The sequence below is a fragment of the Ancylobacter sp. genome (genome assembly GCF_965249975.1).
Classification (GTDB): Bacteria; Pseudomonadota; Alphaproteobacteria; order Rhizobiales; family Xanthobacteraceae; genus Ancylobacter.
The window spans coordinates 113,069-138,939 of sequence record NZ_CBDFNE010000015.1; the positions used below are offsets into that span (position 1 = coordinate 113,069).

Consider the following 25,871-nt stretch of genomic DNA (forward strand, 5'->3'; position numbering starts at 1 on the left):
ACCCGGCACGGAGTGTCACGCCGCGTCGTAGAGCCGGCGCTCGAAAAGCGGCGTGCCGCGCAGGCTGCTGAGCGCCTTGGCGGCGGCCAGAACGGCGAGATCGACCAGAGGTTCCACAATGATAACAAGCATATAGGCCGCGCCGAAGGAGACGATCGACGACGCGTTTTCCACCGTGAAACCGTGGCCGTAAAAGGCCCAGAACGCCACCCAGACCACGATTCCCGCCTGATAGGTGGTGGAGAGCGCCAGCGCCTGCCGGTACTTCAGCTCCACATAGGGCGTGTTCGGGGCGACCAGTCGGGTGGACAGTGAGGCCAGCGCGAACAGTGGGACCAGCAGCGTGGTGACGTTCATGCCGTATTGCGGCAGGTCGAACGGCGCGAAGAAGACTCCCTGTATGGCGAGCCCCGCCGCCAGCCCGATCGCCGCCGGCGCCACGCCGAAAATAAGGAAAAGCGTCGAGCCGAGGATGAGATGCACCTCGGACACGCCCACCGGATGGTGCGGCAGCACTTCGAAGAAGCAGAAGACGAGCGCCGTGGTGGCGAGGCTGCGGAGAGCGAGCGAAACGAGGCCGCGCTCGGCCACCGCCTCGGCGGCGAGCTTCAGCGTATAGGCGCCCACGCCGGCCGCCGTCACATAGCTGAGCCAGATCTTTCCTTCGGCCACGAGGCCGGGTTCGATATGCATGATGTTCTCCTGTGCCGTCTCACCCGACGGCGCGCATGGACTCCATCCTCCTGGCCGGTCTCCTGACTCGCGGGTCACGGCATGCCTTCCGCCTTCCCGGACAGGCCCGAAGGCGCGTTCCAGTGGCTCGATGGAAGGCCGCTCGCCGCTCACAGTCGCGGGGGCGGTCGGGGCTTCGGGCGCGGCACCTTGCGGCGCAACGCCCTTCCCCGTTCCCGTTTCATCCGCGAGGGTTCGCCTCGCGGACACCATGAGGAATCGATGGGTGCATCGACCCGCGCATAGAACAGCCCGCGCTCACGGCGCGCAAGTCGCGGCGTTGGCGCAAGCCGAGACATTGGTGGAAGCCGCGACATTGGCGGGAGCTTCCTGCCGCGCGGCCCGGCGGCCCGGCGGGCGGGCGTCGGCCGGGCGCCCCTTGGTGGCATAGAGCGCTTCCACCTTGCGCGTGCCGAGCGCGACGCGCGCAAGCGCGGCGGGGTCTTCCAGCACCAGCCACCCTTCCCGGCCGAAGCTGATCAGCCCCTCTTCGCGCAGGCGGCTCATGCAGCGGCTCACCGTCTCCAGCGTCAGGCCGAGCCAGTCGGCAAGGTCGCCCCGGCCGAGATGCAAGGGAAACCCGACCGCCGGCCCGCGCGCCGCGCCGGCTGGCGCGAACTGGGCCGCGAGGTCCAGCAGCGCCGCCGCCACGCGCTCGCCGGCGCTCTGCCGGCCCAGCCGCGTGACATGGCCGAGCGCCCGCACCAGCAGCAGTTCCTGGTTTTCCGCCCTCAGCCGGCGGCACAGCTCGGCAGGCGCTTCCACCTTCGCCAGTTCCGTGGGCGCCAGCGTCACCGCCGTCCCCTCCAGCCGGGCGAGCATCGCCGCATCGAGAAGACGGCCGGGACCGAGAATGTCGAGAATCTGCCGCCGCTCGGCGTCGAGCCGGCGGATCAGCGCCAGGCAGCCCTTGCCGACCCGGTAGAGCGGGGCCGCCTCCGCCGCCGGGGCGGGAAGGCGGACGGTGAGGCCCGTCGCCCAGCAAAGCGCGGGGCTGGGGGCAAGCGCGGGGCTGCGGTCAAGCAGGCCGGCAGGCAATGGCAGCCGCGCCTCGAAAGCGAACGCCGCCGGCTCTCCGGCTGGAAGGGGGCTGAGCGGCGACGCATCGATCGGCAACGGGCCGAGAGGCCGGGAGTCGGCGGGAAGGGGGCTCATATACATGGAGGCAATCCGGCAAGGCGCCGGCAGCCCCTCAGACGGGCCGCTCCGGCAGCATTACAGCACTGGCAGGCGCCCGCCTGCCGCGAACAGGGCGGCATGGCCGGGCGCCGGCGGCCCGCGCGAGGAGAGGCGGAAAAGCGGCGCCGGCGTCCCGCGCCGGGGGTCGGGCGCGATCGCCTGCACCAGCCGCCGGTAGAAAGCGCGGACGAACTGATCCTCCGCCGGCCCGGGCAGGGCGGCGATGGCGTGGAGGCGGCAGGCCTCACAGCTGGGGCGGTGCAGGGCGGCGAGCGGCGTGCCGTCCTCGCCCGTCCCGGTGAGGCAGAGATCGGGCACCGTGCCATCGGGCAGGGTGTACTGCGCGAGGTCGATCCCCGGCCCGGCCGGGCTCGCCACCGGCGGGCGGTGCAGGGCGAGCGCCAGCATCAGCGCCAGCGCGCACAGCAGCCGCAGCGCCATCCCGCCGCCGCGCGTGACCGAGGACCGCGCGGGCAGGCCGGCGATCAGGCGGTCGAGGCGGAAGAGCGGCTGTGCCATGGCGGCCCACACGAGAGCAGGAAGGCGCGACGGCACAGGCCCGGCGCGCGCGGCGAAGTCTAAAGCACGCGTTATCCGATCAGCTTGCATCGCAAGCTGATCGGATAACGCGTGCTCTATCTTAGAGTTAGAGGGCGATTTACTGATCAGATTGGTTCAATCTGATCGGATCGCACACTAGGTCACATACCCATAAACGGGATTCCCTGCGGGCTGGTGTTCTGATTCACTTATCTCAGCCTTGGAGGTTGAGATGGCCCGCTTTGATCTGACGGATTTCGAGTGGTCGGTGATCGAGCCGCTTCTGCCGACGAAGGTGCGTGGGGTCGCGCGGGTAGATGACCGGCGCGTTCTGAATGGCATTTTCTGGCGCCTGCGCACTGGGGCGCCTTGGGCCGATATCCCGGCGCGCTATGGCCCGCATACGACGTGCGTCAACCGCTTCAACCGATGGCGCAAGGCGGGCCATTGGGCGCGCATTCTGCAAGCCGTCTCAGCCGCTTACGATGGCGATATCCAGATGATCGACGCCTCGTCGATCCGCGTTCACCAGCATGCCGCCAACGGCCAAAAAAAGATGGGCGATCCCGTTGCATGGGTCGCTCGCGTGGCGGCCTGACCACCAAGATCCACGCCCTTGTCGATGCTGAAGGCCGACCGATCCGCCTCAAGCTGACCGAAGGCCAGGCTCACGACGGGCGCTCGGCCGCCGACATGCTGGGCACGCTCGAGCCGGGAAACATCCTTCTCGCCGATAGGGCTTACGACAGCGACGCCTTGCGCAAAGAGATGAACCGGCGCGGAGCATGGGCCAATGTCCGCGCCATGCCCAACAGGGTCAAAACCTTCGCCTTCAGCGCCTGGGTCTACCGCCAACGCAACGCCGTCGAGCGGTTCTTCAACAAACTCAAACATTTCAGGGCCGTCGCCACCCGCTACGACAAGCGAGATGACAACTTTCTCGCGTCAGTCCAACTCGCTTCAATCCGCATATGGCTGCGAAGTTATGAGTCGGTCACCTAGCACCCGGCCATGGCGCCGACAGTGGACAAGACGTCCTATGGCCGGCTGTCAGCTCAGGCACAGCGCCTGCCACGCCGCCTCCGGCAGCAGCGCGCTGACCGTGGCGAGGATGAGAAGGCCGGTGCCGGCCATCACCCGCAGGCGCGGCGCCCGCGCGCTCTGGCGCAGGCTGGCGACACCGAAGGCGGTGGCGGTGACGGCCGGCAGCGTGCCCAGCCCGAAGCCGGCCATGACCAGCGCCCCGCCCGCGCCGCTGCCGGCGAGCATGGCATAGAACAGCGCGCCATAGACCATGCCGCAGGGCAGCAGCCCCCAGGCGAGCCCGGAGAAAAAGGGACGCGCCGTCGCCGGGCCAGCCCCCGGCGCGCCCCGGAGCCACCGGGCGAGCGGCGCGGCGAGCCGGTCCACCGCCGTCAGCGGCGGGGCGAGGCCGAGCAGTGACAGGCCGATCCAGCCCAGCGCCACCGATGCCGCCCAGCGCAGCACGAGATGGGCGGCGCCGTGGTCGAAGGCACCGTAGAAGGCCGAGCCGACCACGCCGAGAAACCCGCCGGCCGCGACATAGGCGGTGATGCGGCCGGCCTGTGCGACCAGCAACACGCGGGCGCGGGCGCCCACGCCGCGCCCCGGCTCGAAGGCAAGCAGCAGGCCGGAGGCGATGCCCCCGCACATGCCGGCACAGTGCAGGCTGGAAGCGAGGCCCAGCAGCAGGCCGCCGAGAAAGCTGAGATCGACCATCGCCGCCTCAGCCCGTCGCCGCCGTGATGGGCTCCATGGCGGGGGCGTTGGTCGGCCGGGTTTCCGCGCCGACGGCTTCCCTCCCGGGGGAAACCGCCGCGAGGGCAGGGGCGGCGACGGATGGCGGGGAAACAGGTGCCGACACGGGCACTGAGGCGGGCCCGTCCTCGGGTTCGCGGCTCGATTCCACCGCCAGCATCATCAGCGCGCAGATCAGCACGGGCACGGCGGCGAGCGCGACATAGAAAGCCACCTGAATGCCGCCGAGGACGCAGCCGAGCACGAGGAGCAGCAGGGCATTGACGGCCGTCATCGGCAGATTGTCCGCCGCCAGCAGCCCGCCGAGCAGTTTCCGCAAGGCGTCGATACGCCGCTGCAGCGCCGCGATGACCGACAGTTGCGGCGGGTTCAGCCGCCCCAGCGTGCGCTGCCACACCAGCAGCAGCAGGCTGGCGCCGATCGTCACCAGCGCGGCCGGCGGCAGCAGCACGAGGCCGAGCAGCGGACGCAGCACCGCCCCCAGAGGCGCGGCGGCGCGGGCGAGCCGTGCCGAGAGCGGCGGCATGTGTCGCGCCAGTTGTCGCGCCACGTGTCGCGCCAGCGCCGGCGCCAGCACGAAGGCCGCCAGCAGCGCCAGCAGCACCGCCCCGGCCAGTGCCCCGGCCCCGCCGCCGAGGAAGCCGCCCAGCGCGGCGGCGAGCGCCATGTTGAGCAGAAACGGCACGGCGTGCGGCATCGGCGCCGGACGGAGCGGCGCGGCGTCACGCAGGCAAGCAGGCGGAACGGGACGGGTCATGGAGCGGCCTCCGGGGAATCATCGTCGAGCAGGACACGGGCGGCGGCGCCGTCGAGATCGTCATACTGGCCGGCGCGCAGGGTCCAGAAGAACGCGGCGAGGCCGAGCGTGCCGAGCGCGAGGGCGATGGGGACGAGAAACAGCAGCACGTCCATCAGCTTCGCTCCCCGGCGGGCGCGCCGGCCCGCAGCGCGTTGAGCGTGACGGTGAGCGAACTCGCCGCCATGGCGATGGCGGCGCCGAGCGGCGTCACCAGCCCCAGCACCGCGACGGGGATCAGCGCCATGTTGTAGAGCGCGGCGAGGATGAGGTTCTGAACGATGAGGCGCCGGGCGCGCCGCGCCACCCGCCAGGCCACCGGCAGCGCCGCGAGATCGTCCGCGGGCAGCACCAGATCGGCGGCGCTCTGGCTGGCGGGGGCGCCATGGGCGAAGCTGGCGGAGACGAAGGCGCCGGCCAGCGCCGGGGCGTCGTTCAGCCCGTCGCCGGCCATCAGCACGCGGCGTCCCTGTGCCCGCAACGCCTCCAGCCGCGCCAGCTTGTCGCCGGGGCGCAGATCGGCCTGCCAGTCACCGATGCCGACTGCCCCGGCGAGACGGGCCACGGCGCCGGGGCGATCGCCGGAGAGCAAGGTGGCCGGCACGCCGGCGGCGGCGAAGGCCGCCACCACCCGCGCCGCCTCCGGGCGGGGGGTATCCTCGATGAGGAAGCGCGCCGGCGCGTGAAGGGGGCGCGTGAGCCAGACCTCACCGCCCGCCGTCTCGCCGGGTGCCGCGTCCATCGGGACGACGCCGCAAAAGGCGGCACGGCCGAGACGGATCTCGCCGCCCGCGCACGGCGCCCGCAGACCCTCGCCTGGAATCTCCTCCACGCCCGCGAGCGGGCGCGCCAGCGGATGGCCCGCGTGCAGCGCACGCGCCACCGGATGCCGGCTCGCCGTCGCCAGCCCGGCGGCGAGGCGGATCGCCTCCGCGTCGTCCGGCCAGCTTGTGACGCCTGGCGCGCCGGAGGTCAGCGTGCCGGTCTTGTCGAAGGCGACCTGGTCGATGCGGGCGAGCCGCTCCAGCGCATCCCCCGCGCGCAGCAGGATTCCGCGCTTCAGCAGGGCGCCGGTCGCCACCACCTGCACCGCCGGCACGGCGAGGCCGATGGCGCAGGGGCAGGCGATGATGAGCACGCTGACCGCGTGCAGCAGCGCGGCGGGCACGCCGGCGTCGGTGAACAGCCACCAGACGGCAAGCGTCGCCAGCGCGACACCATGGATCACCGGCGTCCAGATGCGCGCCACCCGGTCGGCCAGCGCCACGGCCGGGCCGCGTGTGCGCTCCGCCCGCTCGACCAGCCGGACGATATCGGCGAGATGGCTGTCCGCGACAGCGGCGCTGGCCCGGATGCGCAGCGGCGCGGTGAGGGCGACGCTGCCGGCCAGAACCAGCGCCCCCGGCGCCACCGGGCGCGGCTGGCTCTCGCCGGTGACGATGCCGACATCGAGATCGGTGTCGCCTTCCAGCACGGTGCCGTCCACCGGCAGCCGCTCGCCCGCCCGCACCAGCACCACCATGCCGGGGCGGATCGCGGAGGCCGGCAGCACCTCGACCGTGCCGTCGTCCCCGCACACCGCAGCGCCCTCGGCTTTCAGCATCAGCAGCCGCTCCACCGCGCCACGGGAACGGGCGCGGACGTGGAAATCGAGAGTGCGGCCGAGAAGCAGCACAAAGAGCAGCGCGGTGGCGCTGTCGAAATAGACATCGCGGCCCTGGCGGGCGAGTTCGATCAGGCTGATGAGGACGGTGAGGAGGAGGCTGAGGGCGATGGGAACATCGATATTGCCGTGCCCCGCCCGCAGCGCCCGCAGCGCCGAGCGGAAGAACGGGCGCCCGGCGACCGCCACCGCCGGCACGGTGACGAGGGCGGCGAGCCACTGGAACAGCGCCTGCGTGCCCGGCGCCATGTCCTGCGCCTGCCCGGCCCAGACGGCGAGCGAGAGCATCATCACATTCGACGAGGCGAAGGCGGCGATGGCGAGGGCACGCAACCATTCGCGCCCCGTATCGGCGTCGAGCCGGGCGAGATGGGTGGGATCGAAGGGCGCCACCCGGTAGCCCAGCGCCTCCACCGCCCCCGCCAGCACATCCGCATGCCGCGCGTCGCCCTGCCATTCGACGCTGAGGCGACGCAAAGCGAGGTTGAGACGCGCGCCGGTGACGCAGGGGTCCGCCCTTAGCCGGCTCTCGATCGTGCCGATACAGGCGGCACAATGGGCGCCGTCGACCAGGAGATGCAGCCGCCGCGTCATGCCTTCGCTCTCGACGAAGCCGTGGACGGAGCGCGGGCCCGCCGCCGCCTCGAACGCGGCACCGGGGGCGTAGGCGAGGCTCACGGCGCCACCTCCAGCGTCTCGATGCGCTCGGAGGTGGCGCCGGCCTGCGTCAGGGTAAGGCGGATCGCCCAATCGCCGGCCAGCGGCAGGCGCAGCGGCGCCTCGAAGCGGCCGGGCCCGACCTCGTGCAAGGCGATGGGCAGGAGCTGGGGAAAGCGCGTGGCGCGCTCGGCGGTGGCGGCCAGCCGGTCCGGCGTCATCGGCACGCCGTTCGCCCCGGCAATCTCCACCGCGAGGGTGCCGGCGAGGGCTTCGCTCGGCACGAAGGCGAGCCGCGCCGTCCAGTCCGGCGCCCGCGCCGCCGCGTGCACGCCGGCGGCCGGGCGCGGATCGGTGACGAGACCGGAAAAGCTGCGATTGGCCAGCAGCACGAACCAGAGCTGCAACCCGGCCAGCGCCACGAAGAACAGCACGAAGCCGGCCGGAATCCACAAATCCCGGCGCGGGCTCGGCGAGGTGTCGGGGCGGCTCACCGCTCCGGCCCCCAGAAATAGCTCGGCAGCCGGGCGAGTTCGGCCCCACTCGCGGGATCGCTCAGCACGATAATGATGGCGTGGCGCCCGGACGGCACGGCGGCGCGCGGCAGTTGCACCAGCAGGCGCTCGTCGAGGCTGCGGTCAGGGCCGATGGCGATATGCAACAAGGGCGCGGGGGCGCCTTCCTGTGTGCCGAGCCGCAGCTGCGCACCCTCCAGCCCTTCGACCCGTAGCGCCACCTCCGCCAGCCCGGCGCGGCGATGGGCGAGGCGCAGCGCGTAATCATTGCGCACGCTGCCATCCGAGAGCTGGACGAAGGGCGGGTTGCGCTGCGGCTCGGCATGGGCGCTCACCGGCGGCAGCGTCGCCATGCCATAGCCGGAAAAGCCCAGCGCCAGCAGCGCGGCGAGGCCGAAGGCCAGCGCCTTGGGCCGCAGCCAATCCACGCGCGGCGCCGCGCGGGTGGGCAGCCCCGGGGCCACCTCGCCATCGAAACGGATCAGCCCTTCCGGCCGGTCGAGCCTCACCATCACCTCGTTGCAGGCGTCGATGCACAGCCCGCAGCCGATGCAGCCCATTTGCAGGCCGCGCCTTATGTCGACCCCGGTGGGACAGACGGTGACGCAGCGCGTGCAGTCGATGCAGTCGCCGCGTAGCCCGGCGACAGGCGCGGAAACGGCATCGGAAGCGGAGAAGGCGGTCGCGGAAAAGGCGGTCGCGGAAAAAGCGGTCGCCTGGCACAACAGCGCCATCAGGCCGGGCGTCGCAGGCGCCGGCCCGGCGAGATCGGGGCGCAGCGGCATGCGCCGGCGCCCGCGCGGCTCGCCGCGCCCGTGCTGATAGGTGACGACGAGGCTCTGCCGGTCGAGCAGCGCCGCCTGGAAGCGCGGCCAGGGGCACATGTGCAGGCACACCCGTTCGCGCGCATAGGCGGCGAGCAGCCAGGTGGTGCCGGTGAGAACCAGCACCGTGGCATAGGCGATGGCGGGCGCCTGCCCGGCCAGCAGCAGCGCCGGCAAGCTGGGCGCGTCGATGAAATAGGCGGTGAAACCGACCCCGGTCGCCACCGCGATCAGAATCCACGCCATGGTGCGCAGCCACCGCTCCGCCGCCCCCTTGCCGACGAGGCGGACGATCAGCCGGTCGACAGCGAAGAACAGGTCCGACCACACGGTCTGCGGGCAGGCGAAGCCGCACCAGACCCGCCCGGCCAGCGTGGTGGCGAAGAACAGCGCCATGGCGCCGAACACCATCATCCCCACCGCGATCGGCAAATCCTGCGGCCAGAATTCCAGGCCGAACACCATGAGCCGCCGCCCCGGCAGATCGAACAGCACCGCCTGCCCCGGCAGCCCCTCGCCGCGCTCCCAGCGCAGCCAGGGCGTGAGGAAGAAGAAGCCGAGCAGGACCACGGTGAGCGCGGTCTTGATGCGGCGGAAGCGGCCGCGCACGGCATGGGGAATGTCCGGGCGGACAATGGCGCGGGCGGGGGCGGGCCCCTGGAGAGCGGTGGCCGGCATCAGCGTTCCCCTCCCCCCAGCGAATGGACATAGAGCGCCAGCATGCGCAGCGTTTCCGCGTCCAGCTTGCCGGTGAAGGCCGGCATCACGCCCATGCGCGGCGAGGCGATCTGGTGGCGGATCGCCTCCTTGGTGCCGCCATAGAGCCAGATCGCGTCATTGAGCCGGGGGGCGCCCATGTCGCGATTGCCCTCGCCCCTGAGCCCGTGGCAGGCGGCGCAGTTCTGCTGGAACAGGGTGGCGCCGGGCAGCGCGGCGCGGCGCGCCTCGGCGCCTGGGTCTCCAAGCGCCAGCACATAATCGGCGATGGCGTCGATCTCCGCCGGGGTGAGCATCTCGCCAAAGGCCGGCATCAGGCTCTGGCGTGTCTCGTCATGGCCGGAGCGGATGCCGTAGCGCACGGTCTGGTGAATGTCGGCCAGCGTGCCGCCCCACAGCCAGTCATCGTCCACCAGTGCCGGAAACTGGCCGATCTGCCCGCCCGCGCCGACGCCATGACAGGGGGCGCAGTTCTCGTTGAAGGCGGCGCGCCCGCCGGCAATGGCGAAGCGGCGCAGATCGGCGTTCGCCTCCACCTGTTCCAGCGGCGTATCGGTGAGCAGGCGGCGCCACTCTGCCTGCGCCGCGCGGCCCTGCGCCATTTCTTCCGCCAGCTGGCCGTGGCTGGTCCAGCCCAGCCGGCCCTTGAAGATGCCGGTCGTGGTCGCGAAGGAGGGGTACAGCCACATGTAGAGCAGCGCGACGAGGCAGGAGCCGAGGAACACCGTCACCCACCAGGTGGGGATGGGGGTGTTCAGCTCCTTGATCCCGTCCCACTCATGGCCTGTTGTTTGGTAGCCGGTGAGGGAATCGCGTTCAGGTGCGGCCATCTGTGTCCTCCCCGCCAGCGAAGGGAATGCGGGCGTGGCGGTCCATCGCGGCGCGGGCGCCGGGGCGAAACACCTGCCAGAGCAAAGCGACGAACAGCGCGAAGGCGGCGACCAGCCAGTATTTCAGCGCGAAGACGATAAGGGCCTCGCTCATGGCTGGCCGCTCCCCGTCACCGTGCCGGCGGGGAATTCCGCCAGCGTGCCAAGCACCTGCAGATAGGCGATCAGCGCGTCCATCTCGGTGATGCGGCCGGGCTGACCATCGAAATCGCCGAGCCGGGCCTTGGGGTAGCGGGCAAGCAGCCCTTCCGCCTCCTCCCCGCTCGCCTGGGCGCGTATATCGGCGGCGGCGCGGACGATCATTTCCGGCGTGTAGGGCACGCCGACCGCGCGCAGCGCCCGCATATGCGCGCCGAAGCCCTCCACATCGATGTCGCGGTCTTTCAGGAAGGCATAGGCCGGCATGATCGACACCGGCACCACGCTGCGCGGGTCGACCATATGGGCGAGGTGCCAGGCGTTGGAATATTTCGAGCCGACGCGGGCGAGGTCCGGCCCGGTGCGCTTGGAACCCCAGAGGAAGGGGTGGTCATACATGCTCTCGGCGGCGACCGAGTAATGGCCGTAGCGCTCCACCTCGTCGCGGAACGGGCGGATCTGCTGGCTGTGGCAGGTGTAGCAGCCCTCGCGCGTGTAGACGTTGCGGCCGATCTGTTCGAGCGGCGAATAGGGCCGCATGCCGGGGACGGGCTGCACCGTGGTCTCCAGCTTGAACAGCGGCACGATCTCCACCAACCCGCCGATCAGCACGACGAGCAGGGTCAGCACGAAGAGCAGCGTGGTGGAGCGCTCGATGATGGCGTGGCCGGTGGGGTTCTCAGCGTTCATGGCCATGTCCGCCTCCCTCACGACGCCGGCGCCGGCGCGGCCTGCGGCGCGCGGGCGGGGACGGGCTGGCGGATGGGCTGTCGCAGCGTCATGGCGAAGTTGAGCGCCATCAGCACGCCGCCGGCGAGGTAGAGCACGCCGCCGATGAGGCGGATCACATAATAGGGGTGCAGCATGGCGACGCTGTCGGCGAAGGAATACTGCAGGAAGCCGAAGGCGTCATAGGCGCGCCACATCAGCCCCTGGGCGATGCCGGCGACCCACATGGCGGTGATGTAGAGAACGATGGCGATGGAGGCGATCCAGAAGTGCCATTCCACCAGCCGGTGCGACCAGAGCGGCCGCCGCCACAGCCGCGGCACCATGTAGTACAGCGCGCCGAAACAGATGAAGGCGACCCAGCCCAGCGCGCCGGAATGGACATGGCCCACCGTCCAGTCGGTGTAGTGGCTGAGCGAGTTGACCGACTTCAGCGCCATCAGCGGCCCCTCGAAGGTCGCCATGCCGTAGAAGGCGACGGCGACGACGAGGAAGCGCAGGATCGGATCGGTGCGCAGTTTCCCCCACGCGCCGGAGAGCGTCATGATGCCGTTGATCATGCCGCCCCAGGACGGCATCCACAGCATGATCGAGAACGCCATGCCCAGCGTCTGCGTCCAGTCCGGCAGCGAGGTGTAGTGCAGGTGATGCGGGCCGGCCCAGATATAGAGGAAGATGAGCGCCCAGAAATGCACGATGGACAGCCGGTAGGAATAGATCGGCCGCTCCGCCTGCTTGGGCACGAAGTAATACATGATGCCGATGAAGCCGGCGGTGAGGAAGAAGCCGACAATGTTGTGGCCGTACCACCACTGCACCATCGCGTCCTGCACGCCTGAGAAGGCGGAATAGCTCTTGGTGCCGACGAAGGACACCGGCATCGCCAGATTGTTGACGAGGTGCAGCACCGCGACGGTGATGATGAAGGCAAGGAAGAACCAGTTGGCGACATAGATGTGCGGCTCGCGCCGGCGCATCAGCGTGCCGACGAAAATGGCGAGATAGGCGAGCCACACCACGGTCAGCCAGAGGTCGGCATACCATTCCGGCTCGGCATATTCCCGGCTCTGGGTGATGCCCAGGACATAGCCGGACAGCGCGATGACCAGGAACGCCTGGTAGCCCCAGAACAGGAAATTGGCGAGGCGGGGCCCGCCCCACAGCCCGACCTGGCAGGTGCGCTGCACCACATAGAGCGAGGTGGCGATCAGCGCGTTGCCGCCGAAGGCGAAGACCACGCCCGACGTATGCACCGGGCGCAGCCGTCCGAAGGTGAAATACTCCCCGAGATTGAGCTGGGGATTGGCGAGCTGCGCCGCCACGATCACCCCGGCGGAAAAGCCGAACAGCGCCCACAGCACCGTCGCCACGGTGAAGCGGCGGATGATGGCGTCGTTGTAACCGGGAATGGCGCGCGTGCCGGCCACCGGAGCAAAGATGAGAGCCGCATCCATGTCAGACACGCGCCCCGTGGCCGGTATTATTTGATCTCTTCAAGTAAAATTGTGCAGTTGTTAAATATGAATATTGACTAATCGAAAAATAATCGAAAATCATGGCGCCGTTTCTAGGTATTCCGGGAGAGCCGATATGACGAATGGCCATTTCATCCTGCTGGCCGCCACCCTCATCGCCGGCGCCTATGCCGCGCTGGGTCCGCGCGGGGAGCCGGTGGGCTGGGCGATCGGTCTCGGCCATGGCGCGCTCGCCCTCCTCGCGCTGGCGGGATTCGCGGCGGCGGCAGACCGTGGCTTCGCGGTTTTCACCGCGCTGCTCGCGGTCTATGCTGGCGGCATATGCACGGCCGAAGCCATCGGGCTGATGCGCCGGCCGGCGCGTTCCTGAACGGGGAAACACCCCATGCCCCTGCTCGTGCGCTTCCTGCTCCGTCACGCGCTGATCGGCGTCGGCCTCGGCGCGCTGTTCGTCGGCGCGCTGGTGCTGCTCGATATCGGCCGGCTCGGCACGCTGGCCGGCCAGTCCGCCTCCGGCCTCATCGCGCTGACCGTGCTCACCTGTGCCGTCGGCATCACCTTCGGCAGCGTGCAGATGGGATTCGCCATCATGCTGATGAGCGAGGATGAGGGCACGCCGCGCAAGGGCCGCCCGGCGCGCACCGGAAATCGGCTGATGAAGGCGGCAGCGGTGCGCGTGTCCGCCCGCAGCGGGGGCGACACGCACAGGTCGATCCGCTTCCCCGTCGCGTGACGCGCGTGTGTTTTGCGTGCCGCGAAGGTTTTCCGCGTCCGCCGAGAACAGGCAATACATCCGCATTCCTCAGACTTGCGCCGTTTGAGCGCACGAGGTCTTTGCCGCGCCGCCATCGAGACCGGCGCGTCCATGGGTTTCGTAGAACTACTTAACAGTGACCCGCCGCCTGCGCCCTTGGACAGAATGCCCAATCGGCCTCAAGGCGCACTCGCTCTAGAAGCCGCAGAAGGGTAATTCTGTGCCCGCGTCGCGCGCCGGCGGCGGGGCGTGCCGCGGACCGGCAAGGCGCAGGCACGGCAGGAGGCGTGAGGATTGGTTTCCGACACGAGCGGCGATGCCAGCGACAGGAAGAACCTGCTGCTGCTGATCCAGCTGCGCTGGATCGCGGCCATCGGGCAGCTTGCCACCATCTGGTACGTCCATGCCGAACTCGGCATTGCCCTGCCGCTGGCGGAGATGCTGGCCGTGGTCGCCTTTCTCGTCGGGCTCAATCTCGTCAGCCTGCTGCGCTACCGCCACCGCGACCGGGTGACCAATACCGAACTGTTCCTCGAACTGCTGCTCGATGTCGGCGCGCTCACCGTGCAGCTCTCTCTCAGCGGCGGGGCGCTGAACCCGTTCATCTCGCTGTTCCTGCTGCAGGTCATTCTCGGCGCCATCCTGCTGGAGGCGTGGTCGGTGTGGACGCTGGTGGCGATCACCAGCGCCTGTTTCGTCGGCCTCACCGCCTTCCACCGCGACATCAACATGCCGCACAGCCATATGGGTGGGTTCTGGAACCTGCACATACAGGGCATGTTCATCTGCTTCCTGCTCTCCGCCTGCCTGCTGGTGGCGTTCATCACCCGCATCACCGCCAATCTGCGCCGCCGCGACGCCAGGCTGGCCGAGTTGCGGCAGCAATCAGCGGAGGAGGAGCATGTGGTGCGCATGGGCCTGCTCGCCTCCGGCGCGGCGCATGAGCTGGGCACGCCGCTCTCCACGCTTTCGGTCATTCTCAATGACTGGGAGAAGATGCCGGCGCTCGCGCGCGACCGCGAGCTGGCGCAGGATCTCGCGGACATGCAGGCGCAGCTCGCGCGCTGCAAGGCGATCGTCACCGGCATCCTGCTCTCCTCCGGCGAGGCGCGCGGCGAAGGCACGATCCGCACCGGCGTGCGGGCCTTTCTCGACGAGACGGTGGCGGACTGGCAGGCGCTGCGCGCGCCGGCCGCCTTCGCCTATGACAATGGCTTCGCCCCGGACGAGCCTGTCATTTCCGATCTCGCGCTGAAGCAGGTGATCGTCAATGTGCTGGACAATGCGCTGGAAGCCTCGCCCGGCTGGGTGGGCGTGGTGGCGCGCCGGCAGGGCGAAACCTTGTGCCTCGAAGTGACCGATCGCGGCCCGGGCTTTCCCGTCGATATCGCGGCGGCGCCCGGCAAGCCCTACCGCTCGACCAAGGGGCGGGCCGGCGCCGGACTCGGCCTGTTCCTCGTCGTCAATGTGCTGCGCCGGCTGGGCGGCGCGCTGGACATCGCCGCGCCCAGCGGCGGCGGCGCGCAGGTGCGGCTGACCCTGCCGCTGGCCGGGCTCTCGGGAGGCCGGCCATGAGCGCGGCGCGGCCCACCCGGCCGCTGCTGATCGTGGAGGATGACGCCACCTTCGCCCGCACGCTCAAGCGCTCCTTCGAACGGCGCGGCTATGAGGTGGCGAGCTGCGCCGGGCTGGACGAGATGGCGCCCCTGCTGATCGCGGCCCGGCCGGCTTTTGCCGTGGTCGATCTCAAGCTCGCCGGCGAATCCGGGCTGGACTGCGTGAAAGCGCTGCACGCCCATGACCCCGGCATGCGGATCGTCGTGCTCACCGGTTTCGCCAGCATCGCCACGGCGGTGGAGGCGATCAAGCTCGGCGCCTGTCACTATCTGCCCAAGCCCGCCAATGCCGACGACATCGAGAAGGCGTTCGAGCGCACCGAGGGCGACGTGTCAGTGCCGCTGGACGGGCGCCCGACCTCGCTGAAAAGTCTCGAATGGGAACGGATCCACGAGACGCTGGTGGAGACGGATTTCAACATTTCCGAGACCGCGCGGCGGCTCGGCATGCACCGGCGCACGCTGGCGCGCAAGCTGGAGAAGCGACCGGTGCGGTGAGGTCGCGGGCCGAGCCGGGCCGCGCGGCGCCGCGCGCGTCGTAGTCCGTCAGCCCTTCAGCCGGTACAGACCGACATCGATGGCGCCGGCGCGGAAGCCGCCTTCGCAATAGGCGAGGTAATAGTCCCACAGCCGCCGGAACGGTTCGTCGAAGCCCAGCGGCTCGATGCGCGGCCAGGCGTCGAGGAAGCGTGAGCGCCATTCGGCGAGCGTCTGCGCATAGCCGAGGCCGAAGCACTGGGTTTCCAACAGCTCCAGCCCGGCACGCGCGGCCTCGTCAGCGATATGCGCCTTGGTCGGCAGCATGCCGCCGGGGAAAATGTGGCGCTGGATGAAATCGGTGTTGCGGCGATAGGATTCGAAACGGTCCTCGGCGATGGTGATGACCTGCAGCACCGCCGTGCCGCCCTCATTCAGGCAGGAACGCAGCTTGGCGAAATAGGTCGGCCAGTACGCCTCGCCCACCGCCTCCAGCATTTCGATGGAGACGATGCGGTCATAGCGCGCGCTCACATCGCGGTAGTCCTGCAGCCTGAGATCGGTGCGCCCGTCGAGTGCCGGGTCGGCGGCAATCGTCGCCTGCGCATAGGCGAGCTGTTCGCGCGACAGGGTGATGCCGGTGACGCGCGCGCCCGTGCGCGCCAGCGCGGCGGCCAGCGCCCCCCAGCCGCAGCCGATTTCCAGCACGCTCTGGCCGGGCCGCACCTCCAGCATCTCGACGATGCGGGCGAGGCGCTGCTGCTGCGCCTCCTCCAGCGTCTGGCCGGGGGCGACGCGAAGGGCGGAGGAATAGCTCATGCCCGCATCGAGCCATTCCCGGTAGAATTCATTGCCGAGATCGTAATGGAACGAGATGTTGCGGCGGCTGCCGGTGCGGGAATTGCGGCGCAGCCCATGGCGCAGCCGGTTCCACAGCCGCACAGGGGCGAGCGCGTCGATGCGCCCGGCGAGAACGGGGAGATTATGGGCGGCGAGTTCGATCAGCGCCGGCAGGTCCGGGCTCGACCAGTCGCCGGCGATGAAGGCGTCGGAAAAGGCGATGTCGCCCCCCGTCACCAGCCGGCGCACCGCCCGCCAGCGGTGCAGCACCAGCGTCGCCTCCGGCCCCGGACGGGCGCCACGCCCCACCAGCCGGCGCCCTTCCGGCGTCACCACGGTCAGCGTGCCGATTGCAAGCTCGCCGATGAGACGCGCCAGCGCCGCCTCGCGCCAGCCGGTGCGGCCGGCCCGTGCGGCCGGCGTCTCGGAGGCGTGGGAGAGTTCGGTGGACGGATCGGCGAAGATGTCGGCGTCACGCGGCATACAGCTCTTTCCTCAGTGTCGGTGCGCAGGCGAAACGGTGACCGGCGCGTCGGGCGCCTTGGGGCGCGGGCGCAGACCGATTCCCTTGGCCCAGATGAACAGCGCTTCCCAATGGATGCCGGCGATCACCTTCAGCGTCAGCAGCGGATAGCTCAGCGCCGCGCGCAGCAGTTCGCCATCGTTCAGCGGGCGGCGGGTGGCGCTGTGCACCGCGCTCAGCACCGGCCCTTCGGCGTCGCTGGCGAGAATGGCGATGCGCAGATCCTCGCCCGGCGGGTTGATACGGAAGGCATAGGTCAGGCCCATATCCATGAAGGGCGAGACATAGAAGCGCTTCTCCGCCTTCTGCCGCAACGGCGTCCCCTCCCCCGGCCCGACCGGGATGAGATAGGAATGACGCTGGCCGAAGGTGTTGTTGACCTCATAGAGCAGCGCCAGCAGCGCGCCGTCGCGGCGGTGGCAGAAATACACGCTCAGCGGGTTGAAGGCGTAGCCGGCGAGGCGCGGCAAGGTGAGCAGGCGGATCGGCCCGCCATCGGGCTCCAGCCCGGCCGCGATAAGCAGGCGCTCCACCTGCGCCTTCAACGGGCCGGCGGCGGGGTCGGCATAGTCGCGGTCATGGAAGCTGAACAGGTTGAAACGCCCGCGCGAGAAAAGGCGCAGCCGGCGATCGAGGCCGTCGATCTCGTCGAGATCGAGCAGCAGCGAGAACAGGCGATAGGCCAGCCGGTGCCGGCGCGGCTTCAGCCGCACATGCATCACCTCGCCGGCATAAAGCGCCGAGGCCCCGTCCATCACACCAGCTCCGCCAGGGTCGGCGGTGCATAGCCGGGCGGAAGGGCGATGCGGCCGGATTCGTCCGCCACCGTCCAGGGGCGCCGTATCCCGCCCAGCGCTTCCGCCACCGCCAGCCCCGCCTGCAACCCGTCCTCGTGAAATCCCGCGCCGAAATAAGCCCCACAATACCATACACCGCCCTCGCCCTGCAGCGACCACAGGCGCTTCTGCGCCGCCATGGCCCCGGTGTCGAACAACGGGTGCTCATAGGAGGCGCGGTAGTGGACCAAGGCTTCGGCCGGCGGCTCCACCGGGTTGAGCGTGACGAAGAGCGGGCGGTCGGCGGGCAGGTTCTGCAGGCAGTTCATCCAATAGGTGACGCAGAGCTTGGGGTCGGCCCGGCGGTCGGCGAGGTAGTTCCACGCCGCCCATGCCGCCCGGCGGCGCGGCATCAGATTGGCATCGGCGTGCAGGATGGCTTCGTTGCGGCTGTAATGGAACGCGCCGAGCACATCCCGCTCGCGCTCCGTCGGCCCGTCGAGCAGCGCCAGCGCCTGGTCGGCATGGGTGGCGATGACCACATGGTCGAAGCGCCGCACCTGGCCCGAGGCGTCGGTGACGCTCACCCCCGTGGCGCCGCGCGTCACCGCCCGCACCGGGCCGCCCGTCACCACCGCGCCGCCGAAATCCGCGCGCAGGCGGGCGACATAGCGCCGGCTGCCGCCAGCCACGGTGCGCCAGATCGGCCGGTCGGCCAGCTGGAGCAGGCCGTGATTGGCGCAGAAGCGGACAAAGGCCGCTACGGGATAGCGCCCGACCTCGGCCGCCGGGGTCGACCAGATCGCCGCCGCCATCGGGTAGAGATGGTCGTCGCGGAACGCCGCGCCATAGCGGTGGGCGTCGAGATAGGCGTCGAGGCTTTCCTCGCCCATAGTGGCGAGATCGCGCGGCGCGTTGCGGTAGAAGCGCAGCAGATCGGCGAGCATGGAGGCGAAGCGGGGCGAGGCGAGATTGCGCGGCTGGGCGAACAAGCCGCGCAGATTGGCGCCGGAATATTCCAGCCGCCCGCCGTCCAGCGACACGGCGAAGGACATGTCGGTGGCCTGCGTCGCCACGCCGAGATGGGCGAACAGGGCGGTGAGATTTGGATAGGTTCGCTCGTTATAGACGATGAAGCCGGTATCCACCGCGAGGCCCGCCGCCTCCACCGTGTTGGAATGGCCGCCGAGCCGGGCCTCGGCCTCGAACAGGGTGACATCGTGCCGCTTGCCCAGCAGCCACGCCGCCGACAGGCCGGAAATGCCGGCGCCGATGACGGCGACGGACAGCGCCGAGCCGGGCGCGAAGTCCTGACGAATGTTCATGGCGCGGAAACCTGAGGCTGTGGAGCGGCGTACGAAGGTTGTCTAGTGTACGGGGGCGGTTCGGCGGTGGATCACTCGCGGGCGGAATGATCCAGCCGCCGCGCCGGCGCGTAGAAGGGAACATGAATGCCTCGCTCGACCATTTTCGCTCCACGGAGCCCGGCGCAGCCTCCCCCCCTCGGCGGAGGTCCGCGGTGACTCGGCTGATGAAGGATGACGGCGTGCCGGATGGCGACGAGCTGGCGCGGCTGATCGGCCGGGTCGCCACCGAGCGCGACCGGCAGGCCTATGCGCGCCTCTACAGCTATTTCGCGCCGCGGCTGAACGCCTTTCTGCGGCGCTCCGGCCTGCCGCCCAACACGGCGGAGGAGATCGCCCAGGAGGTGATGCTCTCGGTCTGGCGCAAGGCGTCCTATTTCGACCCCGCCCGCGCCGGGGCGGCGACCTGGATCTTCACCATCGCCCGCAATTTGCGGATCGACCATTTGCGCCGGCTGCGCACCGCGACAGCGGGCGAAGAGGAACCGGTCGAAGTTGAAACCGCCCCCTCGGGCGAGACCCTGTTGCTGACGGCGGAGCGTGAGGCGCGGGTGCGCGAAGCGCTGAAGACACTTTCCGACGAGCAGGCGACCGTGCTGCGCCTCTCCTTCTTCAGCGAGAAGGCGCATTCGGAAATCGCTCGCGAACTTGGGCTGCCGCTCGGCACCGTCAAATCCCGCGTGCGCCTCGCTCTAGGGCGGCTGCGCGTTCTTCTGGAAGGCCACTCATGACGATCCGCCACCACGCGAGCGACGAATCGCTGCTGCGCTACGCCGCCGGTCAGTTGCCGGCGGGGCCGGCGCGGGTGCTCGCGGTTCATCTCGCCACCTGTGCGTGCTGCCGGGAGCGCCTCGCCGCCTTCGAGGCGGTGGGCGGCGCGCTGCTGGAAGCGACCACGCCCGCCCCCATGGCGCCCGATGCCTTCGCCGCCGCCCTGCGCGCCATCGACCGCGAGGAGGGCGCCGGCGCGCCGACGGCAACCGCCGCACCGACGCATCTGGAAGCACGCGCCACGCCCCGTGCGCCGGCGACGCTGCCGGGCGGCATTCCCCTGCCGGCGCCGCTGCAGGACTGCGAAATCGGCCCCTGGCGCTGGATCGGCCTTGGCGTGCGCGCCAGCACGGTGCGGCTGCCGGAAGACCCACAGGCGCGGCTGACGCTGCTGCGCGTCGGACCGGGGCGCAAGCTGCCGGAGCACGGCCATGTCGGCACCGAGTTCACCCAGGTGATTTCCGGCTCCTTCTCCGATGGCTTCGGCCGTTATGGGCCGGGCGATCTTAGCGAGATGGACCAGGAGATCGAGCACCAGCCGATCGTCGACCGCGACGGCGAGTGCTATTGCCTGGCGGCGCTGGAAGGCAGCATGCGGCTGAACGGCTTCTTCGGCCGGCTGGTGCAGCCTTTCGTCCGGATCTAGGCATGCGCGCGGCGCTGCTGCTCGCCCTCGCCTTGCTGATGATGGCCCCCGCCCGCGCCGCCGAAAGCCCCATCGCCCTGCTCAATGCGCTGTCACGGCTGGACGCGGCGCGGGTGAGTACGGACCTCGCCTATGCCGTCGGTCCCCGCCATCGGCTTGATGTCTACGCACCGACCGCCGGCGCGCGGCAGGGCCTTCCCGTCGTGGTATTTTTCTACGGCGGCAGCTGGGATTCGGGCGCACGGGCCATGTACCGGTTTGTCGGCGCCGCGCTGGCGAGCCGGGGGATGGTCGTCGTCATTCCCGACTACCGGGTCTATCCGCAGGTACGCTTTCCCGCCTTTGTCGAGGACGGCGCGCGCGCCGTGCGCTGGGCCAGTGCCCACGCGGCCGCGTATGGCGGCGATCCGGGGCGCCTCGTTCTGATGGGCCATTCCGCCGGCGCGCAAATCGCGGCGCTGCTGGCCTTCGATCCGCAATGGCTGGGGGCGGTCGGGCTCGACCCGGCGCGCGACGTGGCCGGGCTGGTCGGCCTCGCCGGCCCCTATGATTTCCTGCCCCTGCGCAGCGAAAGGCTGAAGGCGATCTTCGGCCCGAAGGCGGAGCGCTGGCGCAGCCAGCCGATCAACTTCGTCACCGGCGCGGCGCCGCCCGCCTTTCTCGCCAGCGGGGCCCGCGACACCACAGTCGATCCCGGCAACAGCACGCGGCTTGCCGAACGCCTGCGCGCCGCAGGCGGCACGGTGGAACTGAAAAGCTACAAGAACCTCGATCACCGGCTGATCGTCGGCGCCTTCGCGCCGCCGCTGCGCCTCATCGCCCCGGTGCTCGGCGATGTCAGCGGCTTTATTGCGCGCCTGCCAGCACGAGGAGCGACGCGGTGACCCTGATCCTCTCGCTTGCCGCCGTCACCCTGTTCCTCAGCCTCGCCATGACAGGGGCCTGGTGGGCGGCGGAGCGCAGCGGCAATCATGGCTGGGTGGACACGATCTGGTCTTATGCGTCAGGCGTCGCCGGCGTCGCCGCCGCGCTGCTGCCACTCGGCGGCGAGCCCTGGCTGCCGCGCCAGCTGCTTGTCGCGGGGATGGTGGGGCTGTGGTCGGCCCGGCTCGGCACGCATATCCTGCAGCGAACCCTGCGCGGCCATGACGACCCGCGCTATGCTGATCTGCGCCGGCAATGGGGCGCGGCGGCCTCGCGCCGTCTGTTCCAGTTCCTGCAGGTGCAGGCGCTGGCCGGGCTGGTGCTCGCGGTGGCGGTGGGCGCGGCGGCGCACAATCCAGCACCGTTCTGGCGGCTGGGCGACGGGCTCGGCATCGCGCTGTTTCTCGGCGCGCTTCTCGGCGCCGCCCTCGCCGATCGCCAGCTGGCGCGCTTTCGTGCCGATCCCGCCAATCGCGGGCGTGTGTGCGATGCCGGGCTGTGGGGGGTGACGCGCCACCCGAACTATTTCTTCGAATGGCTGGGCTGGACCGCCTATCCCGCCATCGCCCTTTCGCTGGCCTATCTGCCGGGCGCCGCCGCGCTGCTCGCGCCCGCCCTGATGTATGTTCTGCTGGTCTACGCTTCCGGCATCCCACCGAATGAGGCGCACATGCTGCGCTCGCGTGGCGACGCGTTCCGCGCCTATCAGCGGCGCGTCAACGCCTTCTGGCCCGGCCCGGCGCGGCGCGATCCTAGGCCGTGAAGGCGCGGGTGATCAGCAGGCCGGCGGTGGCGGCCACGGCGGTGGCGAACGTGCCCCAGGCGAGATCGATCGCCGTCATCGCCGCCGGCCAGTTGCGCAGCGTGGCGTGGTTGGTGAGGTCATACGTGCCGTAAGCGAGCAGGCCGAGAAAGGCCCCGAGCATCAGCGCCGTGGTCCAGCGGCCGGAGGCCAGGGCCGGCTGCACCGCGAAGAACACCACGCCGGCGATATAGAGCAGATAGAACAGCACCGCCGGCGGCCAGTTCGGCTGGTCGGCCATCAGGTCACCGATCAGCGGCCGGTAGACGCGGCTCGCCATGAAGCCGAGCCAGAGCGCGTCAAGGGCGAGGAAGACCAGCCCTGTCGAGAGATAAGCGACGATGAACGGCATGAGCGCGCCTCTGCAGCGGTGACGGATGTGCCAGCGGGTACGGCGCGCCGCGCCGCGCGGATCAGTCGGGCCTTCCGCCGGCAAAATGACCCGCCGGCCGCAGGGAACGAAGCACGACAGGCTTTGTTGTCGGCCCGAGGCTTGGGGACATCACGCGACGGAGACCGACATGGCCGAAAAGAACCTCGAAACCCTGTTTCACGAGACGCTGAAAGACATTTACTACGCCGAGCGCAAGATTCTGAAGGCGCTGCCGAAAATGGCGCGCGGCGCGCAGTCGCCGGAGCTGAAGGCGGCGTTCGAGAAGCACCGCGACGAGACCGAGGGCCAGATCGAGCGCCTGCAGCAGGTGTTCGAGCTGATCGGCAAGCGTCCGCAGGGCAAGACCTGCGCCGCCATCGAGGGCATTCTTGAGGAAGGCGAGGAAATCCTCGACGAGTTCAAGGGCCAGCCCGCGCTCGACGCCGGCCTCGCCGCCGCCGCGCAGGCGGTGGAGCATTACGAGATCGCGCGCTACGGCACACTGAAGCGCTGGGCGCAGGTGCTCGGCATGAAGGACGCGGTGACGCTGCTCGACGCCACGCTGAAGGAAGAGTCGATGACCGACGACGCCCTCACCAAGCTGGCCGACAAGGTCGCCAACCAGAAGGCCCTCAAGGCCGCGTGACGCGACGCGGGCAGGAGGCGCCGGCTCGCCCGGCGCCTCGTGACCTCCGCGCCGGCCAGGATGATTTATTGCCGGCAAATTACCCGCCTGTCCGGGAGGCGGGAAAGCATGCTTCTTCGTGCTGGAAGACGAAAATCCGCGCAGCGGCCTGAGCCTGCCACAGCCTGCCTTCAACCGGATCGCCGCGCTTGAGCCAGCGGACGGCGGCCGACGGCCTAGCCCAGGCGGGAACGCATCGCCCGCTCGCCCGTTAGCCCGGCATCCGCGCCGCTCCGGCAGCGCGGCCCCGTCGCGATGAGCGACGGCTCGGGTCGGTCTCGCCGTCCAGGGTCGGGCGCCTCGCACCCTCTCCCGGACCCGGAAGGCTGGCCGATGCGCATTTCCTCCTCCTCCCTCGTCACCGCCCTCCTTCTGGGGCTGATCGGCCTGTTTCTGGCCGGGGGCGGAGGCTGGCTCGTGACGCTCGGCGGCAGCCCATTCTACGCCGCACTCGGGCTCGGACTGATCCTCTGCGCCGTGCTGGTCTGGCGGCAACGGACAAGCGCGCGGCTGGTCTACGCGTTTTTGCTCGCGGCCACGCTCGGCTGGGCTTTCTGGGAAGTTGGGCTCGACTGGTGGCCGCTCGCAACGCGCGGCGGGCTGCTCGTCCTGCTCGGCCTGTGGCTGCTCACGCCCTGGGCCGTGGGCCGGCGCGGGTGGAATACCGGCCGCACCGTGCTGGCGCTGGTCGTCATCGGCTGCGTCGGTGTCGCCGGCGCGGCGCTGCTGCGCGACCCGCAGATAATCGAGGGCCGCTGGCAGGCGCAGGCCGCCGCGCCGGTGCCCGGAGCGAGCGTGAACGCCGACGTGCCTGCAGGCGAGTGGCACCATTACGGCCGCACCCTCGCCGGCCAGCGCTACACGCCGCTCGGTGAGGTGACACCGGCCAATGTGGAGGCTCTGGAAGTCGCCTGGACCTACCGCACCGGCGATGTGCGCGGCCCGGACGATGTCGACGAGACCACCTATCAGGTGACGCCGCTGAAGATCGGCAACCTGCTCTATCTCTGCACCCCGCACCATATCGCCATCGCCCTCGACGCCGAGACCGGCGCGGAACGCTGGCGCTTCGACGCGAAGGACGGGCTCGACCCCAATCGTCAGCACCAGACCTGTCGCGGGCTTTCCTATTACCGCGACAGCACCGTGGCCGAGGCCGATCTCGCGAGGGCCCCCGCCTGCACCGCGCGCGTGTTCCTGCCCACCTCCGACGCGCGGCTGATCGCGCTCGACGCGCTCACCGGCGCGACCTGCCCCGGTTTCGGCGCCAACGGCACGGTGAATCTGTGGGCGAACATGCCCAACCAGAAGAGCGGCTTCTATTATTCCACCTCGCCGCCGACCGTGGTGAACGACCTCGTGATCATCGGCGGCTCGGTGAACGACAATTACGACGTGGAATCTCCCTCCGGCGTCATCCGCGCCTATGACGCGCGGAGCGGCACGCTGGTCTGGGCGTGGGATTCCGGCAATCCCGAGCGCACCACCCCTCTGGGGCCGGACGAGACCTACACCGCCAACTCGCCCAATAGCTGGACCGTGTTCAGTGCCGACCCCACGCTCGGCCTCGTCTATATTCCGCTTGGCAATGCGACCCCCGACCAGCTCGGTGCGCATCGCAGCCCGGCGGTGGAGCGCTTCTCCTCCTCCGTCGTCGCGCTCGACATCGCCAGCGGCGCGGTGCGCTGGGTGTTCCAGACCGTGCATCACGACCTCTGGGACATGGATGTGCCGGCGCAGCCGGTGCTGATCGACCTCGCCACGGCCGAGGGTACCACGCCGGCGCTGGTTCAGCCGACCAAGCAGGGCGACATCTATGTGCTCGACCGGCGCAACGGCACGCCGATCGTGCCCGTGAGCGAGGTGCCGGCACCCGGCGGGGCGATCAAGGGCGAATGGACCGCCCCGACCCAGCCAGTCTCGGCGCTGAGCTTTGCCCCCGAGCCGCTGCGTGAGGCCGATATGTGGGGCGCGAGCCTGCTCGACCAGCTCGTCTGCCGCATCAAGTTCCGCCAGCTGCGCTATGAAGGCCGCTACACGCCGCCGACGCTTGAGGGCACGCTGGTCTACCCCGGCAATTTCGGCACCTTCAACTGGGGCTCGGTCGCGGTCGATCCGGTACGGCAAGTGATGTTCGGCATGCCGACCTATCTCGCCTTCACCTCCCAGCTCGTGCCCTCCGACGAGATTTCCGCCGATGAGCAGGTGAATGCCGGCGAGGCGGGGCTGAACGTCAATGCCGGCGGGGAGTATGGCGTGCGCATGGGGCCCTTCGTCTCGCCGCTCGGCCTGCCCTGCCAGGCGCCGCCCTGGGGCTATGTCGCCGGCGTCGACCTCAGAACCGGCGCCAAGATCTGGATGCACAAGAACGGCACGGTGCGCGACGCCGCCCCCGTGCCGCTGCCGCCGATCCCCATGGGCGTCCCCGGCATTGGCGGGCCGCTGCTCACCGCCTCCGGCGTCGCCTTCCTCGCCGCCAGCATCGACGACTATATCCGCGCCTATGATGTGACCACCGGCGCCCAGCTCTGGCAGCAGCGCCTGCCGGCCGGCGGTCAGGCGACGCCGATGAGCTATGAGGCGGGCGGGCGCCAGTTCATCGTGCAGGTGGCGGGCGGCCACGGCTCGATCGGGACAAAGGCGGGCGATTACGTGATCGCCTATACTCTGCCGCGCTAAAAGAGGC

The 25,871-nt window shown here is 70.0% G+C and carries 28 protein-coding genes and 1 riboswitch; of the genes, 11 read left to right on the forward strand and 17 right to left on the reverse strand.

The window, feature by feature from the left end:
• Nucleotides 1–15: 15 nt before the first annotated feature.
• The 3 genes from ACP2AH_RS11365 to ACP2AH_RS11375 form a co-directional block, all read right to left on the reverse strand.
• Nucleotides 16–693, reverse strand: coding sequence for an energy-coupling factor ABC transporter permease (locus tag ACP2AH_RS11365; protein WP_425105900.1), 678 nt, complete (start codon nucleotides 691–693; stop codon nucleotides 16–18).
• Between the two features lie 35 nt (nucleotides 694–728).
• Nucleotides 729–961: riboswitch (cobalamin riboswitch) on the reverse strand.
• Nucleotides 962–990: 29 nt separating this feature from the next.
• Nucleotides 991–1,893, reverse strand: a complete 903-nt coding sequence (locus ACP2AH_RS11370) for a Crp/Fnr family transcriptional regulator (protein WP_425105901.1) — start codon at nucleotides 1,891–1,893, stop codon at nucleotides 991–993.
• A gap of 54 nt (nucleotides 1,894–1,947) precedes the next feature.
• Complete coding sequence (locus ACP2AH_RS11375) at nucleotides 1,948–2,430, reverse strand: hypothetical protein (protein ID WP_425105902.1); 483 nt, start codon at nucleotides 2,428–2,430, stop codon at nucleotides 1,948–1,950.
• 253 nt (nucleotides 2,431–2,683) lie between these two features.
• On the opposite strand from ACP2AH_RS11375, the gene ACP2AH_RS11380 reads away from it, so the two are divergent.
• Nucleotides 2,684–3,453, forward strand: a protein-coding gene (locus ACP2AH_RS11380; protein WP_425104587.1) for an IS5 family transposase whose coding sequence is annotated in 2 segments (ribosomal slippage) — nucleotides 2,684–2,998 and nucleotides 3,001–3,453 — 768 coding nt in all. Because the reading frame shifts where the segments join, the coding sequence is not laid out codon by codon here.
• Nucleotides 3,454–3,501: 48 nt separating this feature from the next.
• Here ACP2AH_RS11380 and ACP2AH_RS11385 read toward each other — a convergent pair.
• Genes ACP2AH_RS11385 through ccoN form a run of 10 tightly spaced genes read right to left on the reverse strand, consistent with a single transcriptional unit; the run spans nucleotide 3,502 to nucleotide 12,613 of the window.
• Entirely contained in the window at nucleotides 3,502–4,191 is a 690-nt protein-coding gene (locus ACP2AH_RS11385) for a sulfite exporter TauE/SafE family protein (RefSeq protein WP_425105903.1), read from the reverse strand.
• Nucleotides 4,192–4,198: 7 nt separating this feature from the next.
• The gene (locus ACP2AH_RS11390) at nucleotides 4,199–4,987 is read right to left on the reverse strand and encodes a hypothetical protein (protein WP_425105904.1); all 789 of its coding nucleotides are present in this window, start codon (nucleotides 4,985–4,987) and stop codon (nucleotides 4,199–4,201) included.
• Nucleotides 4,984–5,142 (reverse strand): cbb3-type cytochrome oxidase assembly protein CcoS, encoded by a 159-nt coding sequence (gene ccoS / locus ACP2AH_RS11395; RefSeq protein ID WP_018388272.1) that lies wholly within the window; start codon nucleotides 5,140–5,142, stop codon nucleotides 4,984–4,986. The genes ACP2AH_RS11390 and ccoS overlap by 4 nt, the downstream gene beginning before the upstream one ends.
• Nucleotides 5,142–7,367, reverse strand: a complete 2,226-nt coding sequence (locus tag ACP2AH_RS11400) for a heavy metal translocating P-type ATPase (RefSeq protein WP_425105905.1) — start codon at nucleotides 7,365–7,367, stop codon at nucleotides 5,142–5,144. The genes ccoS and ACP2AH_RS11400 overlap by 1 nt, the downstream gene beginning before the upstream one ends.
• Nucleotides 7,364–7,840 carry a FixH family protein gene (locus ACP2AH_RS11405; RefSeq protein ID WP_425105906.1) on the reverse strand — a complete coding sequence of 159 codons (477 nt, stop codon included), beginning with the start codon at nucleotides 7,838–7,840 and terminating at the stop codon, nucleotides 7,364–7,366. Before ACP2AH_RS11405 ends, ACP2AH_RS11400 begins: the two co-directional genes overlap by 4 nt.
• The gene (locus tag ACP2AH_RS11410; RefSeq protein WP_425105907.1) at nucleotides 7,837–9,363 is read right to left on the reverse strand and encodes a 4Fe-4S dicluster domain-containing protein; all 1,527 of its coding nucleotides are present in this window, start codon (nucleotides 9,361–9,363) and stop codon (nucleotides 7,837–7,839) included. The genes ACP2AH_RS11405 and ACP2AH_RS11410 overlap by 4 nt, the downstream gene beginning before the upstream one ends.
• The gene (gene ccoP / locus ACP2AH_RS11415; RefSeq protein ID WP_425105908.1) at nucleotides 9,363–10,232 is read right to left on the reverse strand and encodes a cytochrome-c oxidase, cbb3-type subunit III; all 870 of its coding nucleotides are present in this window, start codon (nucleotides 10,230–10,232) and stop codon (nucleotides 9,363–9,365) included. Before ccoP ends, ACP2AH_RS11410 begins: the two co-directional genes overlap by 1 nt.
• Nucleotides 10,219–10,386, reverse strand: a complete 168-nt coding sequence (locus ACP2AH_RS11420; protein ID WP_425105909.1) for a cbb3-type cytochrome c oxidase subunit 3 — start codon at nucleotides 10,384–10,386, stop codon at nucleotides 10,219–10,221. The genes ccoP and ACP2AH_RS11420 overlap by 14 nt, the downstream gene beginning before the upstream one ends.
• The gene (gene ccoO / locus ACP2AH_RS11425; RefSeq protein WP_425105910.1) at nucleotides 10,383–11,126 is read right to left on the reverse strand and encodes a cytochrome-c oxidase, cbb3-type subunit II; all 744 of its coding nucleotides are present in this window, start codon (nucleotides 11,124–11,126) and stop codon (nucleotides 10,383–10,385) included. Before ccoO ends, ACP2AH_RS11420 begins: the two co-directional genes overlap by 4 nt.
• 11 nt (nucleotides 11,127–11,137) lie before the next feature.
• The gene (gene ccoN / locus ACP2AH_RS11430; protein ID WP_425105911.1) at nucleotides 11,138–12,613 is read right to left on the reverse strand and encodes a cytochrome-c oxidase, cbb3-type subunit I; all 1,476 of its coding nucleotides are present in this window, start codon (nucleotides 12,611–12,613) and stop codon (nucleotides 11,138–11,140) included.
• A 136-nt stretch (nucleotides 12,614–12,749) separates the two neighbouring features.
• On the opposite strand from ccoN, the gene ACP2AH_RS11435 reads away from it, so the two are divergent.
• From ACP2AH_RS11435 to ACP2AH_RS11450, 4 genes are all read left to right on the forward strand, one after another.
• On the forward strand, nucleotides 12,750–13,004 hold the full coding sequence (locus tag ACP2AH_RS11435) for a hypothetical protein (protein ID WP_425105912.1): 255 nt from the start codon (nucleotides 12,750–12,752) through the stop codon (nucleotides 13,002–13,004).
• A gap of 15 nt (nucleotides 13,005–13,019) precedes the next feature.
• A complete protein-coding gene (locus tag ACP2AH_RS11440) occupies nucleotides 13,020–13,367 on the forward strand; it encodes a hypothetical protein (protein WP_425105913.1) in 348 nt (115 codons plus the stop codon).
• A gap of 315 nt (nucleotides 13,368–13,682) precedes the next feature.
• Entirely contained in the window at nucleotides 13,683–14,963 is a 1,281-nt protein-coding gene (locus ACP2AH_RS11445; RefSeq protein WP_425105914.1) for an ATP-binding protein, read from the forward strand.
• A complete protein-coding gene (locus ACP2AH_RS11450; RefSeq protein WP_425105915.1) occupies nucleotides 14,960–15,502 on the forward strand; it encodes a response regulator transcription factor in 543 nt (180 codons plus the stop codon). The genes ACP2AH_RS11445 and ACP2AH_RS11450 overlap by 4 nt, the downstream gene beginning before the upstream one ends.
• Before the next feature lie 48 nt (nucleotides 15,503–15,550).
• Here ACP2AH_RS11450 and ACP2AH_RS11455 read toward each other — a convergent pair whose 3' ends face one another.
• Genes ACP2AH_RS11455 through ACP2AH_RS11465 form a run of 3 tightly spaced genes read right to left on the reverse strand, consistent with a single transcriptional unit; the run spans nucleotide 15,551 to nucleotide 18,945 of the window.
• Nucleotides 15,551–16,804, reverse strand: a complete 1,254-nt coding sequence (locus ACP2AH_RS11455; RefSeq protein WP_425105916.1) for a class I SAM-dependent methyltransferase — start codon at nucleotides 16,802–16,804, stop codon at nucleotides 15,551–15,553.
• Between the two features lie 12 nt (nucleotides 16,805–16,816).
• Entirely contained in the window at nucleotides 16,817–17,599 is a 783-nt protein-coding gene (locus ACP2AH_RS11460; protein ID WP_425105917.1) for a DUF1365 domain-containing protein, read from the reverse strand.
• Nucleotides 17,599–18,945: an NAD(P)/FAD-dependent oxidoreductase gene (locus ACP2AH_RS11465; RefSeq protein WP_425105918.1), complete on the reverse strand. Its 1,347-nt coding sequence runs from the start codon at nucleotides 18,943–18,945 to the stop codon at nucleotides 17,599–17,601. The genes ACP2AH_RS11460 and ACP2AH_RS11465 overlap by 1 nt, the downstream gene beginning before the upstream one ends.
• Before the next feature lie 206 nt (nucleotides 18,946–19,151).
• Here ACP2AH_RS11465 and ACP2AH_RS11470 point away from each other — a divergent pair, with 206 nt between their 5' ends.
• Genes ACP2AH_RS11470 through ACP2AH_RS11485 form a run of 4 tightly spaced genes read left to right on the forward strand, consistent with a single transcriptional unit; the run spans nucleotide 19,152 to nucleotide 22,088 of the window.
• Entirely contained in the window at nucleotides 19,152–19,715 is a 564-nt protein-coding gene (locus ACP2AH_RS11470; protein WP_425106156.1) for a sigma-70 family RNA polymerase sigma factor, read from the forward strand.
• Nucleotides 19,712–20,401 carry a ChrR family anti-sigma-E factor gene (locus ACP2AH_RS11475; protein ID WP_425105919.1) on the forward strand — a complete coding sequence of 230 codons (690 nt, stop codon included), beginning with the start codon at nucleotides 19,712–19,714 and terminating at the stop codon, nucleotides 20,399–20,401. The genes ACP2AH_RS11470 and ACP2AH_RS11475 overlap by 4 nt, the downstream gene beginning before the upstream one ends.
• A gap of 2 nt (nucleotides 20,402–20,403) precedes the next feature.
• Nucleotides 20,404–21,285: an alpha/beta hydrolase gene (locus ACP2AH_RS11480; protein WP_425105920.1), complete on the forward strand. Its 882-nt coding sequence runs from the start codon at nucleotides 20,404–20,406 to the stop codon at nucleotides 21,283–21,285.
• Entirely contained in the window at nucleotides 21,282–22,088 is an 807-nt protein-coding gene (locus ACP2AH_RS11485; protein WP_425105921.1) for a DUF1295 domain-containing protein, read from the forward strand. Before ACP2AH_RS11480 ends, ACP2AH_RS11485 begins: the two co-directional genes overlap by 4 nt.
• Here the strand turns inward: ACP2AH_RS11485 and ACP2AH_RS11490 are convergent.
• Entirely contained in the window at nucleotides 22,078–22,479 is a 402-nt protein-coding gene (locus ACP2AH_RS11490) for a DUF2177 family protein (RefSeq protein ID WP_425105922.1), read from the reverse strand. The two genes, ACP2AH_RS11485 and ACP2AH_RS11490, sit on opposite strands and share 11 nt — an antisense overlap.
• A 169-nt stretch (nucleotides 22,480–22,648) precedes the next feature.
• Here ACP2AH_RS11490 and ACP2AH_RS11495 point away from each other — a divergent pair, with 169 nt between their 5' ends.
• The gene (locus ACP2AH_RS11495; RefSeq protein WP_425105923.1) at nucleotides 22,649–23,146 is read left to right on the forward strand and encodes a ferritin-like domain-containing protein; all 498 of its coding nucleotides are present in this window, start codon (nucleotides 22,649–22,651) and stop codon (nucleotides 23,144–23,146) included.
• A 372-nt stretch (nucleotides 23,147–23,518) separates the two neighbouring features.
• Nucleotides 23,519–25,864 (forward strand): glucose/quinate/shikimate family membrane-bound PQQ-dependent dehydrogenase, encoded by a 2,346-nt coding sequence (locus tag ACP2AH_RS11500; RefSeq protein ID WP_425105924.1) that lies wholly within the window; start codon nucleotides 23,519–23,521, stop codon nucleotides 25,862–25,864.
• The last annotated feature ends 7 nt before the right edge of the window (nucleotides 25,865–25,871 follow it).